Origin of the sequence: Novosphingobium humi (assembly GCF_028607105.1) — a bacterium.
In the GTDB taxonomy this organism is placed as follows: domain Bacteria; phylum Pseudomonadota; class Alphaproteobacteria; order Sphingomonadales; family Sphingomonadaceae; genus Novosphingobium; species Novosphingobium humi.
Genome location: NZ_CP117418.1, coordinates 985744 through 999683, shown reverse-complemented (window position 1 = coordinate 999683; position 13940 = coordinate 985744). Strand labels below are relative to the sequence as shown.

10 protein-coding genes are annotated in these 13940 nt (G+C 65.5%); 1 reads left to right on the top strand and 9 read right to left on the bottom strand.

The annotated features are described in order from the left end of the window. The first annotated feature begins 65 nt into the window (after positions 1 to 65). Complete coding sequence (locus PQ457_RS20335) at positions 66 to 1241, top strand: MFS transporter (RefSeq protein ID WP_273619624.1); 1176 nt, start codon at positions 66 to 68, stop codon at positions 1239 to 1241. Positions 1242 to 1302: 61 nt separating this feature from the next. On the opposite strand, the gene PQ457_RS20330 is transcribed toward PQ457_RS20335, so the two are convergent. From PQ457_RS20330 to PQ457_RS20290, 9 genes are all read right to left on the bottom strand, one after another. Then, positions 1303 to 3606 (bottom strand): TonB-dependent receptor, encoded by a 2304-nt coding sequence (locus tag PQ457_RS20330; RefSeq protein WP_273619623.1) that lies wholly within the window; start codon positions 3604 to 3606, stop codon positions 1303 to 1305. Between the two features lie 173 nt (positions 3607 to 3779). Further along, a complete protein-coding gene (locus tag PQ457_RS20325) occupies positions 3780 to 4889 on the bottom strand; it encodes a pyridoxal phosphate-dependent aminotransferase (RefSeq protein ID WP_273619622.1) in 1110 nt (369 codons plus the stop codon). Beyond that, on the bottom strand, positions 4889 to 7525 hold the full coding sequence (locus PQ457_RS20320; protein WP_273619621.1) for a TonB-dependent receptor: 2637 nt from the start codon (positions 7523 to 7525) through the stop codon (positions 4889 to 4891). Before PQ457_RS20320 ends, PQ457_RS20325 begins: the two co-directional genes overlap by 1 nt. A gap of 91 nt (positions 7526 to 7616) precedes the next feature. Further along, positions 7617 to 8492: a FecR family protein gene (locus tag PQ457_RS20315; protein ID WP_273619620.1), complete on the bottom strand. Its 876-nt coding sequence runs from the start codon at positions 8490 to 8492 to the stop codon at positions 7617 to 7619. 85 nt (positions 8493 to 8577) lie between these two features. Further along, positions 8578 to 9147 carry an RNA polymerase sigma factor gene (locus PQ457_RS20310; RefSeq protein ID WP_273619619.1) on the bottom strand — a complete coding sequence of 190 codons (570 nt, stop codon included), beginning with the start codon at positions 9145 to 9147 and terminating at the stop codon, positions 8578 to 8580. Between the two features lie 72 nt (positions 9148 to 9219). Further along, complete coding sequence (locus PQ457_RS20305; RefSeq protein ID WP_273619618.1) at positions 9220 to 10638, bottom strand: efflux transporter outer membrane subunit; 1419 nt, start codon at positions 10636 to 10638, stop codon at positions 9220 to 9222. After that, entirely contained in the window at positions 10632 to 11531 is a 900-nt protein-coding gene (locus PQ457_RS20300; protein ID WP_273619617.1) for an efflux RND transporter periplasmic adaptor subunit, read from the bottom strand. The genes PQ457_RS20305 and PQ457_RS20300 overlap by 7 nt, the downstream gene beginning before the upstream one ends. After that, on the bottom strand, positions 11528 to 11758 hold the full coding sequence (locus tag PQ457_RS20295) for a DUF1656 domain-containing protein (protein WP_273619616.1): 231 nt from the start codon (positions 11756 to 11758) through the stop codon (positions 11528 to 11530). The genes PQ457_RS20300 and PQ457_RS20295 overlap by 4 nt, the downstream gene beginning before the upstream one ends. Continuing rightward, entirely contained in the window at positions 11755 to 13791 is a 2037-nt protein-coding gene (locus tag PQ457_RS20290; RefSeq protein WP_273619615.1) for an FUSC family protein, read from the bottom strand. Before PQ457_RS20290 ends, PQ457_RS20295 begins: the two co-directional genes overlap by 4 nt. Positions 13792 to 13940 lie beyond the last annotated feature (149 nt).

Below are 13940 nucleotides of genomic sequence, written 5' to 3'. Positions count from 1 at the left end.
TATCTCTACATCAAGATATATCGAGCCCAAGCGCGCCTCGCAAGGCCGACGCAAAGGAGACCGTCATGAACCGTTCCCGTTCCGGCTGGATGTTTCCGGCCGCGATCCTGCTTGTCGGGATCAATCTTCGCCCCTCGATCGCCGTGATCGGCCCGCTGCTCGACAGGTTGCAGCAGGACACCGGCCTGTCGGACACCGCCGCGGGGCTGCTGACCACGCTGCCGGTGGCCCTGATGGGGGGGGTGCTGCTGGGGGCAGGGCGGATGCGCCATGGCTTGGGCGAGCGTTTCGGGATCGCCTTGGGCCTGATCCTGATTGCCCTCAGCGATGCCTTGCGCGGCTTGCTGCCGGGCGCGGGCCTGCTGCTGGCCACGGCCGTGTCAGGCGGCATCGGCATTGCCATGGTGCAGGCGCTGATGCCCGCCGTCATCCGCCTGCATGCCGGGGCGCGGACCGCCGGGTTGATGGGCCTCTATTCGACGGCCATCATGAGCGGGGCTTTGGTTTCGGGCATGGCGGGGCCGTGGTTGGCGCAGGTCTGGGGCTGGCCAATGGCGTTGGGGCTGTGGGCGGCGCCTGCTGTGATCGGGCTGGTGATGTGGCGCGCGGCGGCCCGCGCGATCCCGGCGGCGCCCAAGGCGACAAGGCCCCAGTCCCGGTTGCACCGCTCGCGGCGGGCCTGGCTGCTGTTGGCCTTCTTCGGGCTGGGAACGGGGGCCTATACGCTGGTTCTGGCATGGCTGCCGCCGTTTTACACGCGATTGGGATGGTCGGCGCAAGGCGCGGGCGCGCTGTTGGGGGCGGTTACATTTGCCGAGGTGATTGCCGGTCTGGCCGTGTCCATGTGGATAGACCGGGCGCCTGATCGCCGTCCCGCGCTGCTGACGGCGATTGCGGCGCTGTTGGCGGGGATGCTCTGTCTGGCGCTGGCGCCGCTGGCGATGGCATGGCCGGGTGCGGTGCTGGCGGGGTTGGGGATCGGGGCGCTGTTTCCGCTCTCGCTCATTGTCGCGATGGATCATGGCCAGACCCCAGATGAGGCGGGAGCCATGGCCGCCTTTGTGCAGGGCGGGGGTTATGTTCTGGCGGCCGTACTGCCCTTGGCGGCGGGATTGTTGCGTCAGCATCTGGCCGACCTTGCGCCCGTCTGGTGGCTGATGGCGCTGCTTTGCCTGGTGATGGCGCGGATTGCCGTCGTGCTGCGGCCAAATACGCTGCTTCAGGGCGCCTTGGCCCGCTGACAGCGCCAATTCGCGGCAGGAGATGGCAAATCTCCTGCCGCGATGTCAGCCCGGCGTTGTCTCAGAAGTGATAGCCAAAGCGCATGCCATAGGTGCGCGGCGGGGCCAGCGTACCATAGGACACGTTGAGAATGGGGCGATTGCCCGCGCGGACCAGAACCGCACGATCTTCGATATTGTTGATGAAGCCGGTCAGTTCCCAGCGCCGGTCCACGCCTTCCAGCGTCAGATAGGCGTCGGACATGCGATAGGCGGCCTGCTTCTCGTTCTCCTGAAAATTGACGTTGAGATGGAAGTCCGACTTGATCGCGGTGCGCGCGCCCGCCACCAGTTTCATCCCGTTCTTCAACGCGAATGTATGGGCATAATCCAGATTGAGCGTCCATTTGGGCGAATAGACAGTGGGCTTGCCCGAACAGTCGGTATCATAGAAACGCGCGGCGTTGACGCCGGGATTGGCAAGGCGGCTGCCCGTGACGGTGCATCCGGTCGGCACGGGCGCGCCGGTATTGGAAAAGACTGCGGTCTTGAGGCTGTTGTAGCGGCCATTGAGATATTGCAGCGTGGCGCCGAATTGATCGCTCTTGCCCGGCGCAAAGCGCAGCTCGATTTCCGTGCCGTAGATACGCGATTTGCCCGCGTTCACCGTCACGCCGCCCTGGGTGTAAAGGCCGTTGGACGCAGGCACGCCGCCGACAAAGGAAATCTGCTGGTCCTTGTAATCCCAGTAGAAGGCTTCAAGATTGAGCTGCAACCTGTTGCCCATGAACCGGTTCTTGCTGCCCAGCGTATAGGCGGTGAGCATTTCCGGGGCAAAAGTGTTGTTGGGCGGTGCGGCCACGAAGAAGCCCCCCGCCTTGAACCCGGTCGACACATTGGCATAGAGGAGCGAGCGCGGCCCGGCGTCAAATTCGACGCCCGCCTTCCACGTTGCCTTGCTGAATGACAGGTTGCCGGTAAAGGGCGCGCCCAGCGGCGGATTGACCGCATTGGGCAGACCGCCTGCGGCCAGCGAGGTGGTCTGGCGTTTGGCCTCATGCGTATAGCGGCCCCCCGCCACAAGACGCAGGCGCGGCGTGACCAGATAGGTCAGCTGTCCGAAACCGGCGATGCTCTGGGTGTGCAATTGCGGGTTGAACAGGGTGGTGGAGAGATTGCCTTGCGAGAAATAGTTGGTTGCGTTCTGGTCCTCGGAAAAATAAAATCCGCCAAGGACATAGCGCAGCGATCCCTCATCCTTCGAGGCAAGGCGCGTTTCCAGCGACATCTGCTTGGAGCGGTCGCTGACCTGAAGCATGAAGCCGGGGAGATAGGAGCGATAGTTGGACGCGCTGCTGCGATAGGCGGGAATGACGGTCAGCGTGGCAAAGCCCAGATCGCCCTCGGTCTGGGCGCTGATGCCCCAGAAGTCGCCGTTCATATAGCCGTCGCCGCGCGGTGCCATCACACAGCCGCTGGTGATCAGTTGCCCCATTCCGCCGCAGAAGGGCGGGCCTGCGACCGTGGCGGCATAGGATTGCAGCGCAGCCACCGAACGCGGATCGGACCCGCCGATGCGGGCCGACAGGGCGGGCGCCCCGGCCACCGAACTGGGCAGCAGCACATTGCCGGAGCCCTTGCCATGCTGATGATAATAATCGGCCACCAGCGTCATCGACCAGTCTGACGAGGGCTTGATAAGCAGCGAGGCGCGGCCCGCCTCGCCCTTGTCATCGTCATAGCCGTCGGAAAGATAGCCGTTGCGATCAACCACCTGCCCCGCGATGCGCAGCGCCATGATCGGACCAAGCGGCAGATTGACGGCCGCAGACGCCTTGCGCGCCTGATAATTGCCCACTTCCACATTCACATCGCCGCTCACTTCGCCCAGCTTGGGGCGGTTGGGCAGAACGTTGATCGCCCCGCCCGTGGCATTGCGGCCGTAAAGCGTGCCTTGGGGGCCTTTGACCACTTCGACCCGCTGAAGGTCGTAATAGACGCCGGAAGGCGCGGTTGGCCGGGCGATGAACACGCCGTTGAAATTGAAGCCCACCGCGTTTTCGGCATAGGAATTGCCCGCCTGTGTGCCCACGCCGCGAACATAGATGCTGGTGGTGCCGCCTGATGGCTGGACCGCTAGCGCCGGGGCCAGCCTTTGCAGGTTGGTCGTGTCGGTGATGCCCGCCCGGATCAGGTCGGTGCCCGATACCGCCGTGATGGCCACCGCCGCCTTCTGCACGCTTTCGGTGCGGCGCTGGGCGGTCACCACGATGTCCTGCAAACCGGCCTGCCCGGCGCCTTCGGAACCGGATTGGGCGTGGGCGGATGAGGCCCCCGCCAAGGTGCAGCCCAGCATCAGGCCCGCGCGGAATGCGCCAAATCTCATGATTTCTCTCCCTCCACTTTCGCAGGCGATTACGGCTCGCCCTTGATTCTTCATTTGATAACTACAAATGTAGAATAGCCTTGGCCTTGTCAAGCGCCGGAGGGCAGCGCCTGACAAGCCGGCCAAGGAGGCGGTGTGGAGCGGGGTCTGAAGATCGGGTGCTGGGCGTGCGCCTAGCGGCCCAGCGCGGCGGGCAGCACTTTGCCGAAATAGGCCAGTTCAGCCGGCGTCGCCGTGCCCACGCGCATCCAGTTGCGGTAAGCCTCGCCCTCGAACAGGCGCACCTCGACGCTGCGGGCGGCCAGACGGGCCTGAAGATCGGCGGCGGGCATCCCGCAATCGATATAGACAAAGGTGCCGTCCGATTTCAGATAGCGCAGTCCGTTGGCATCACAGATCCGATAGATCATCTCGCGGCATTGTTTCAGATAGGCTATCGCCCCCGCAAGATAGGCCGCATCGCCAAGGCAGGCCTGCGCGGCGGCCAGCCCTGCCTGATTGCGCGAGGTGGTGATGCGCGCGTTCAACTGGCGGATGCGCGGGGGCTGGGCCAGCGTATAGGCGATGCGGAGGCCCGCAAGGCCATAGACCTTGGAGAAGGTGCGCGTGACGATGACGTCATGCCCCTCGCGCACCAGAGCGCCCATGGATTGGCGATGCGGATCGGGCGCCAGTTCGAAATAGGCCTCATCCACCAGCACCGGCACCTTACGAGCGGCCGCGATGCAAAAGGCCCGCAGTTGTTCGGGATCGGGGCGCAGGCCGGTGGGATTATTGGGGTTGCACAGATAGACCATCCGCGTCTGGGGCCCGATGGCGGCCAGCATGGCATCAAGGTCGATGTGATGGTCAGGGCGCAGGTTTACCCAGTCGGTCTCGATCCCCTGCCGCGCGGCATAGGCCAGATGGGTGGAATAGGTGGGCCGGGGCGCCAGCACGCGCCCGCCCGCCGCAATCGCCACCGTCAGCAGCGTGAGCGCATCAAGCGACCCGCTCGAGAGCGTGACCTGATCCTGCGCAAGCACTTCCTGCGCGGCGATTTTTTGCCGCAGGGCCGCCTCGCTGTGCGGATAATAGGGGGCCAGCGCCACCGAGGCGATGATCGCCCGCCGCGCCGCCGGACTGGGGCCGAAGGGGTTTTCGGTCACGCCAAGGCGCGCTTTCACATCGCCGCTGTGTTCAGGTTGAGGCGGCGGCATGGACGAAGGGGCGGCGGCCAGCAGGCCGGGAGCCAGCAGGCCCCCGGCGGCAACGGGCAGAACGGAGCGGCGGGTAATACGCATCAGAACTTCACATCCACGCGGGCATAATAATTGCCGCCATTGGTGTCATAGGGGGTGTTACGCGAATAGTTCAGGCCCCGGCTGTATTGGAATAAGGCCTTTTGCGGATAGGTGTCGAAGATGTTCTCTGCCCCAATGCGCAAGGTGACATTCCGGTTCATCGCATAGGAAACCGAGGCATCGAAGAAGGCGAGCCCGCCAAAGCGCTGGAAGATGTCGCCGGTCGAATTGCCGCTGGAATCGGTATAGGCCCCGTAATAGCGCCCCCGACCCAGCAGCGAGACCTTGCCCAGCGTATAGGTGATGCTGCCCGTGGCGTTATGCTGGGGCAGGCCCTGTTCGAACAGCGTCTTTTGCGTGGTGTTGCCCGCCAGAACGCCCGATGTCACCTTGGTCTGGGTATAGCTGTAGGCTACGCTTGCATCGAGGCGGCCGGGGCCGACCTGATGATTATAGGACACCACGATGTCGATGCCCCGCGTGCGGGTGTTATAGTCGTTGGTGTAGAAGGAAATCGTGCTGTAATCGGTGGCCTGCGTCAGGCCGAGCGCGACAAGCTGGGCCTTGAGTGCCGGGGTCAGCGTATAGGTGGGCGAGGTGCTGAAGCGCTTGTCGACCCGGATCTGATAAAGATCGACCGAGCCCGACAGGCCCCATGACGTTTTCCACACGCCGCCCGCTGTGATCGTGCGCGAGGTGGCCGGTTCCAGCGCCTTGCCGCCAAAGAACTGGGCGATCGGGTTCGTGGGCGAGAGGCGGCCCGTGGTGTAAACCAGCAAGGTGTTGGTATCGAGTCCCTGACTGGTGCTGGTCGAATTGAGCTGGGCGGGGGTGGGCGCCTTGAACCCGGTGGAATAGGAGGCGCGCAGGGCCAGCATCGGCGCGACCTCATAGCGGGTGGCGAATTTGTAGTTGAACGTGTTGCCGAAGCTGGAGAAATGCTCGTCACGAATGGCGGCGGTCGCGCTCCACTTTTCGGTGATGGGCGCGGTCACGTCCAGATAGCCGGCATAGCTGGTCTGGCTCCACGCGCCCGCCTGTTGCGGGGTAAAGCCGGGAAAACCGCTGGCCCCGGCGGCAAGGCCCACCGCCGCCCCCGGCCCGACCGCATAGGAGGCATATTCGCCGGGCCGGATCTTGTAGCTTTCCACCCGCCGCTCGGCGCCGAAGGCAATGTTGAGCGGGCGGTCGAGGAAGGGCACGGCCAGACGATAGACGCCGTCCGCATTCAGGTTGAATTCCTGCTGGACATTGCGGCCCAGATAGAAATTGAGCGGGCTGTTGGGGCCAAGCGAGGCGTTGATCGAATTGTCGAGGTAGAAATTCGTGGCGTTCGAGCCATAAGAGCCGCTGATATCCCAGGTCAGATTGCTGCCTTTGCCCCCGCGCAGGCCGCCCACCATCTGGATATCGTCATAGCGTACCCGCTCGCTGGGGGTGAAACCGGCGGGATAGATCGTGTTGAGGTTAAACCCGGGATAGACCGTGGTGGTCTTGTAAAGGTTGCTGTTGGTGGCCGGATTGCGCCAGTTGATGTCGGACCAGCTCTTGCCTGTGCTGAACGTGCCAAAGGCATAGGCTTCGACATTGGCGCCGATGTTTTCGGCCGCATCCACCGCCATACGGAAAGAGCGCCCTTCCGGATTGCCCCAGCGCTGGACCGGCGAGCGCACCGTGATGGAGGGGTTGGCGGCGGCAAAGGCGATGGCATCGTCGCGCTGGTGCGAACGCGATGTGGCCTCGTTGCGGGCATATTCGCCCGTCACCACAAAATGGCCGCCATTGGGCAGGGCGAAACCGGCGCGCCCGCCCGCCTGCACCGAGGCGCCGTCGCCCATGTAATATTGCGAGCCCTGAACAAAAGCGGAGAAGCCCGGCTTGGTGTCCAGCATGATGTTGATCACGCCCGCGATGGCGTCCGACCCATATTGCGCCGATGCGCCATCGCGCAAAACCTCAAGCCGCCCGATCCCAAAGGTGGGGATCTGGGCCAGATCGGGGGCCTGCGACCCGCTGTTGATGAAGGCGGAGCGGTGGAACCGCTTGCCGTTGATCATCACCAGCGTCATGTCGGGCGAAAGGCCGTCGAGCGAGGCCGGGCGTACGAATTGAGGCCCGTCAGAGGCAGGCAGACGCTTGACGGTGAAGGCGGGCACCAGTTGCGCCAGCTTTTCATGCAGCGTGCTGCTGACGGTGGAATTGACCGTCTTGCCGCTGAATGTATCGACCGGGGCCAGCGCGGTAAAGCGGGTCTGGCCTGTTTCGCGCGTGCCGGTCACGATGATCTCGTCGGCGGCGACGGCCTGCGCCGGCGCGTCGCGGCGGGCGTCCTGCACGCCCAGAACCACCGTCTTTCCATCGTCATTCCTCACCGTCAGCGCGCTTCCCGCGAGCAGCCGTGCCAGCGCGGCCTGACGCGGCATATGGCCCTTGACCGGTTCGGAGCGCATCGTGGCGATGGCGCCGCGCGGAAAGAAGATCTGCACCCCGGCCTGCCGCCCGAATTCATTGAGCGCCTTGGCCAGAGGCTGGGCCGGAATGTCGAAATTCTGATCGGCGGCATAGGCCGGGGCGGCATGGATCGCGGGCGCAGCAAGAAGGGCCGCCAAAAGCGGCTTGCGGAAATCACGGGACATGGATGGAACCTCTTGGGGAAGGAACGTTTGCGTCGTTCTCGATCTTCAAGACGATTGGCCGCGCGCCCACCGCCAAGTCGCGGCAAAAAAATTATCGGGTCAGCAGATAGGCCGTGTCCGAGACCGAGACATGGACGCCCAGACCCATCGATACCGCGCGAAGAAAGGCTGCCGGATCATTGGAGGTAAAGCGCCCGCCCACCGGAATGGTGGCCAGTTCGGGATCGACAATGATGATCTTGCGCGTCAGGAAACGGTTATATTCCTCAACCGCCAAACCCAGCGTGGCTTCATCAAACAGGATTTCGCCCTGCTGCCATGCAATGACCGCCTCGACCTGTGCGGCGCTGAGATGGCGCAGGGGCGGCTGATTGGGCGAGAGAAGCAGGCTCTGGAACGCGCCGATCGCCCGCCCCCCTGCCTGCGCCTGTCCGCGCAGCACCAGCAGGTCGAGCGTATCGCCGCGCAGCCTTGCATCAAAGCGGCCGGGCAAAAGCGCCACCTGCTGATCGCGGCCATACAGGACCGCCCGCGCGCCGGGGCGTAGGTCAAGGGCCACCTCACCCCGCTCCACCCACAAGGTGCGTTCATGGTCGGAAAAGCGCCATGCCAGGCATGAATCGGTGTTGAGCGCGGCGATACTGCCATCGGGCAGGCGCAACAGGCGATGGCCGCCGATGGGGGCCGATGCGCTGCTCCACGCATAGGCGCGCGTTGCCAGCCCTCCCGCGCCAAGCGTCATGGCCAGCGCGCCGCCGCCCGCCGCCCGCAGGAATCCCCGGCGCGACGGCAAGGGGGACGAGGCAAGATCACCTTGCCCCTCAAAGGTTTCATAGGCCGCCAGCGCGCGGTTGAAGGCAATGGCATGGGCCGGGTCGGCATTGCGCCAGACTTCGAAATCGGCCTCATCGATCGTGTCGAGAGCGTACCGGGCGACCCATTGCGCAGCTGCGGCTTCCGGCGTCATCGGGCGGTGCTTTCGATCAGGATCATGGCAGTAAGACGAGCGGGCGGGGCAAAACCGCCAGATATATCGAAGCGGATCGGAAAATTTATTCGGCCATCGCGGTCTCGCCCGCCTCATCTGCCTCTGCGTAATCGGACCGCCGCCTTGGCTCCAGCGCGCGGGTGATCAGTTCGATGGCCCGCGACAGTCGCTTTTCCAGCGTCGATAGGCTCAGGTTCAGCTCGGCCGCAATCTGACGGGGGGCCTGCTCCTCGATCCGGCGGCGGACAAAGACGGTGCGGCACCGTTCGGGCAATTGGTCCAGCGCCTGCTGAAAATCCTCCAGCGCCTCGCGGCCCTCGGCAATCTGTTGCGGATCGGGCGCGTCATCGGCCAGCCCCAGATGATCGGCATCCACGATCTGGCGAAAATCGACGATTTTTGAACGCCGCATCCGCTCAATCGCCAGATTGCGCAGGGTCCGCATCATAAAGGCTTGCGGATGAGTGATCGCTGCCCAGCCCTCGGTGGCCAGCATCCGGGCAAACACATCCTGCACCATGTCGCGCGCATCTTCGCAATTGCCGCAAAGCCGCTGCGCCTTGAGCAGCAAGGCGCGTTCATGGGGCAAAACCTCATCAATGAACCAGCGGTCTATGGGGCGGATGACGGGCACGAACACTCTTGCGCAAGGGTGGAGGTGCCCCCCGATAGTGAGCGGTCATGTCATTTCCGCGACAGGGGGCGCTTACGGTCTGCCCTCCCATCCGCCGCCCAGCGCGAGAAAGGCCGCGATCTGATCCGTGTTGATGTCGGCGTGCGCATCGGCCAGCGCCTGATCGGCCAGCGCCAGATCGCGGTCGGCGGCCACCACGGGCATCGCGCCGACCCGGCCCCCCGCGCGCAACATGCGCGCCTTTTCCGCCACCAGCGCGGCCGCCTTTTGCGCCTGTTCCAATGCGCGCAGCCGGTCCAGATCCGCCGCATAGGTGTTGAGCGCGGACTCCACTTCACGCAGCGCTTTGAGCACCGTCCCGTCAAAACCGGCCAGATCGGCCTCGACCCCCGCGCGTGCGCCCGCGATCCTTGCGCGCACCGCGCTGCGATTGATGGTCCAGCGTATCTGCGGCCCCAGCGCGAAACGGTTGGTCAGCGGCGAGAACCGATCCACCACCGCCCCGGTCGATCCGATCGAGGCGCCCAGACGGATGTCGGGATAAAGCGCGCTCATGGCCACGCCCACCCGCGCCGTATCGGCGGCGATGCGGCGCTCGGCCATGCGTATATCGGGCCGCCGCCGGAGCAGCGCCGCGCCATCGCCCACCGGCAGCGGCTGTTTGAGCGCCAAGGGCCGGTTGCAGCCGAACCAGCCCGGATCGAACTCTTCGGGCGGGCGGCCGATCAGCGTTGCCAGACGGAAGGCGGCATTGCGCCGGCGGGCCTGAATCTGCGGCAGGCGGGCGTTGCTTGCCTCGACCGCTTCCTGCCGCTTTTCGGCCTCGAAAGCGGGCAAGCGCCCTTTGGCCACGATCTGTTGGTTCAGCGCCAGATCTTCGCGCTGCGCCGCGATGATCCGCTCCATCGCGGCCATCTGGCTTCCGCCGTTGCAGATGTCGGACCACGCGCGGGCGGTTTCGGCCGCCACGGCCACCCGCACCAGATCGCGCGCGGCCTGCGCCGCCTCGCCCTCGGCCGAGGCCGCCTCGATTCCGCGCCGGAGGCCGCCGAACAGGTCCAAGTCATAGCCGAGCGTGATGCCCATGTCATAGAGCGGACGTTCGGGCGGCTGCACATGGCTCAACACCTGCTCGGCCGAGCGTTGCTGCTCACTCACCTCGCTGCTGAACCCGCCCTGCACCTGTCGCCGGGCGCGGGCCTCGCCCAGCAGGGCCATGCTGCGCGCCAGATGGGCGTCGGCCACGCGCAGATCGGTGTTGGCCGCCAACGCCTGTTCGATCAGCCCGTCCAGCACCGGGTCGTCATAGAGCCGCCACCAGCGATCCGGCAAAGGCATGGCCGGATCGACCGCCGCCTTGGCCGAGACGAAGGGGCCGCTGACCGCCGGGCGGGTGACGAGCGCGCTCTGCGGTCCATGATAATCGGGCCCCACCGGCGCGCAGGCGGCCAGCAGGACCGGCGCCAGAACGCAAAGCGCCCGCCTCACCACGGGAGGCTCCTATGCACGATGCGTCCATCGGCGCGCGGATGGACCTCGACCGTTGCGGTCTGGCCGGGGATCAGGCGCACGCCCGCCGGCACTTTGTCGATGGCGATGCGCACCGGAATGCGCTGGGCAAGGCGGACCCAGGTGAAGGCGGGATTGACATTGGCCAGTTGCGCCTCGCCGCCGCTGCGCTCGCGATCCTCGACCCCGCCCGCGATGCTCTCGACATGGCCGCGGATCTCGTCGCGCACGCCCATCAGCCAGACGCTGGCCGGATCGCCGGGATGGATGATCGGCAGTTTGGTTTCCTCGAAATAGCCCTCAACCCGCAAAGACGCGCCATGCACCAGCGCCAGCGCCGGTTTGCCCGCCGCCAGATAGATCCCCGGCTGCATCGAGACATTGGTGACGGTGCCGTCGACCGGCGCGCGCACGGCGGTGCGTTCAAGGTTGAGCCGCGCCAGATCGCGGGCCGCCGCCGCGCGGGCCAGCCCTGCGCGCATGGTCTCGACCTTGGTGCGGCCTTCCTCGATGGTTTCGGCGGCGACGACATCGGGCATCGCGCGGTTGCGCTGATCTTCGCGGATGGCCTGAGCCAGCGCGGCGCGCTGATCGGCCAACGTCGCCTCGGCCTGCGCCAGGGCAAGCCGGTATCGCGGCGGATCGACAACGAAAAGGACCTGTCCCTTGCGCACGTTCTGATTGTCGGCAATCGCCACCTGCGTCACCAGCCCCGAAACATCGGGCGCCACCGGCACGAGGTCGGAACGCACCTTGCCGTCGCGCGTCACCGGTTCGACCTGATAGCGCATCCACAGCGCATAAATGCCGAAAAGAATGGCCGAAATCAGCGCAAGCGTACCGATCGAGCGGATAAGGTTGGTTCGATGTATCATGGGTGATGCGCAATCCACGCTGGGAGGAATGTGTCGGCAAGAACGGACAGCCCCCACCAGACGGCAATGAACAGGGTGATTTCGGCCAGAGCGGGCTGCCAGACGAGGCGGGCCAGCGGCAGGCGCAGCAAGGCGGGGCGAGTCAGCCAGACCACCACGACCGCCAGCACTGCCCAAACCAGCGCGGCAGGGGCATAGATGCCCAGCAGGACCACTTCCTCGATCATGGGGCAGCCTCCAGATGGGGCGGCGCGGCATCGGGAAACAGGTTGCAGCGCATACCCACCAGCGCGGCCAGCGCGGATTGGCGATGTCCCTCCGGACTCAGCGTCAGCAGCGCCGCCAGTGCGGCGTCAATGGCCGAGCACAGCGCGTTTGCGGGACGCAATTCCTGCCCGGTCATCCCGCGCTGCCGAAACAGTTCGACCAGCATGGCGAGGACTTCCCCCAGACGGTGGCGCGCGGCATGGGGCACATGGGGCAGGGCGCCGCGTATCGGCAGGACATTGCGCCCGATCCGCAGATCGGCCAGCGCATCGGCGGCATCGACCGGTCCGGCCGAGGAGGAGAGCGCCATGCGCGCGGCGATCTGGCCCATGCGGTCGGTTGCCCTCGCGTTCCAGTCACCGGCGCGAAAAGGGCGGCGGATATCGGCAAGCCGGGCCATCTCGGACCAGTTGGCCGACAGAACCCGCCGCAGGCTCCATTGCGCCTCAACCGAGCGGAACAGGCGCGTGACGGCCAGCGTGGTCACAATCCCGCCGATCTGGGCCAGCCCAGTGTTGATGAAGACGGCAAAGTCGCCCTGAAACCGGGCCAGAAAGCCCATGGCGACGATAAAGCAGGAGAACATCGGCAAGGCCTGCGCGGAACGTGCCGGATCGGCCTGAATATAGCCCATGCGGATCAGGGCGGGCGCCAGCGTCAGCACCAACATGAACCACCCGTCGACCCGCGGCAGGATCACGAAGAGATAAAGCGCGGCGAGCGGAAAGCTGCGCAAGGTTGCCATCAGATAGCGCCCGATGACCGGGGCGGGATCGTCCTGCGCGGCAAAGGAGCAGGTGATCAGCGCGGCAAAGGCCGCTGTGGCCGAACCGGCGGGCCAGGCCAGCAGCACCCAGACCGCGCAATAGAGCATGATCGCGGCTGCCGTGGCCAATCCGGCCATGGCCGCGATGCCGTGATCGCGGGCCAGCGGAAAGCGGTCGGTGCGATAATCCGACAGATCGGGCGTTCTTTCCCCCAATGCGGCGGTAAGGCGATGGGCGCGCAGCAGCGCGGTCACCATCGCGCCCATGCGCATCGCCGCGCTTTCGCGCAGCAGATTGGTCCAGGGATGCGCGCCCGGTTCAGGGCTTTGGCCCGCGAGGCGCGCGAGGGCTTCGCCTTGGGCAATCCATGCCTCATCCCCAGCGCGGGCATGGCCCAGCCATTCGGCCATCCCTTCGCGCAAAGCCATAAGCGGCGAGCCGCAACCGCCCCCGACATCGAGCAGCGCGAGCCGGTTTGCTGCCGCCGAGGCCAGCGGGAGGATCTCGGTCAACTCATGTTGCAGCGCCCTGATCGCGGCGCGGGTGGTGGGGGCGGCCGGATCGTCGAAAGGCAGATGCAGCGCGATCATGCCGATTTCGGTGACATCGGCGGCCAGTTTGCGCCGGTGGGCCGGTTCGGCCGCGATGCTTCCCATGGCGATGGCATCGGCGCACCATGCGGCCGCATCGGCCAGAAATGTGCGGGCCCTTTCGCGGATCGGGTCGATGGCGCGCCATGGCTGAAACAGCGCATGGGCCGCCGTGACGCAAAGAATGGCAACCGCCATTTCCTCCACCCGCGCAATGGTTGTGTCGATAATACTGGCCGGATCGTCGAGATAGGGAAAACTGATGACGGCGCTGGAAAAGGCGGCCATCTGAAACAGAAAGGCGCGCGGGCTGCGGTCCAGCACGGCAAGGGCAATGCACAGGCCCGTCCATGCCGCCATCACCAGCACCAGCAAGGCGGGCGAGTTCTGGAGATTGGGCACAACCGCCAGCGCGGTGATCGCGCCGACCCCGATGCCTGTCAGGCGATAAATGACCTTGGGCCGAAAGGCGCCCGCCATGGGCTGGGCCGTGACATAGACGGTCAGCAAAGCCCACCATGGGCGCGGCAGGCTGGCGGCAAAGGCAATGGCCAGAGTGATCGCGGCGGCCACGAAACTGCTGAAAGAGAACAGCAGTTTGCGGCGGTCAATGGTCAAGGGCTGGGGCGGCCACATGGGGTGATGTTTCGCTTGGGCTGGATGCACTTCCCAACGGGCGAACCGGCCGTGTGCCGGGCCGCCCTCGGGATCGAGGCGGGCCACTAGCGGTGGGGATGGGGTTTGGGCAAAAGCAAAATTTTGAATGGAATAAGCAAATAAAATGC

Excerpts from the sequence above, each read along its gene's own strand:
- PQ457_RS20325 (WP_273619622.1), bottom strand. The coding sequence starts at position 4,889 with ATGCGTATTACCCGCCGCTCCGTTCTGCCCGTTGCCGCCGGGGGCCTG.
- PQ457_RS20290 (WP_273619615.1), bottom strand. The coding sequence starts at position 13,791 with ATGTGGCCGCCCCAGCCCTTGACCATTGACCGCCGCAAACTGCTGTTC.
- PQ457_RS20295 (WP_273619616.1), bottom strand. The coding sequence starts at position 11,758 with ATGATCGAGGAAGTGGTCCTGCTGGGCATCTATGCCCCTGCCGCGCTG.
- PQ457_RS20330 (WP_273619623.1), bottom strand. The coding sequence starts at position 3,606 with ATGAGATTTGGCGCATTCCGCGCGGGCCTGATGCTGGGCTGCACCTTG.
- PQ457_RS20315 (WP_273619620.1), bottom strand. The coding sequence starts at position 8,492 with ATGACGCCGGAAGCCGCAGCTGCGCAATGGGTCGCCCGGTACGCTCTC.
- PQ457_RS20300 (WP_273619617.1), bottom strand. The coding sequence starts at position 11,531 with ATGATACATCGAACCAACCTTATCCGCTCGATCGGTACGCTTGCGCTG.
- PQ457_RS20335 (WP_273619624.1), top strand. The coding sequence starts at position 66 with ATGAACCGTTCCCGTTCCGGCTGGATGTTTCCGGCCGCGATCCTGCTT.
- PQ457_RS20320 (WP_273619621.1), bottom strand. The coding sequence starts at position 7,525 with ATGTCCCGTGATTTCCGCAAGCCGCTTTTGGCGGCCCTTCTTGCTGCG.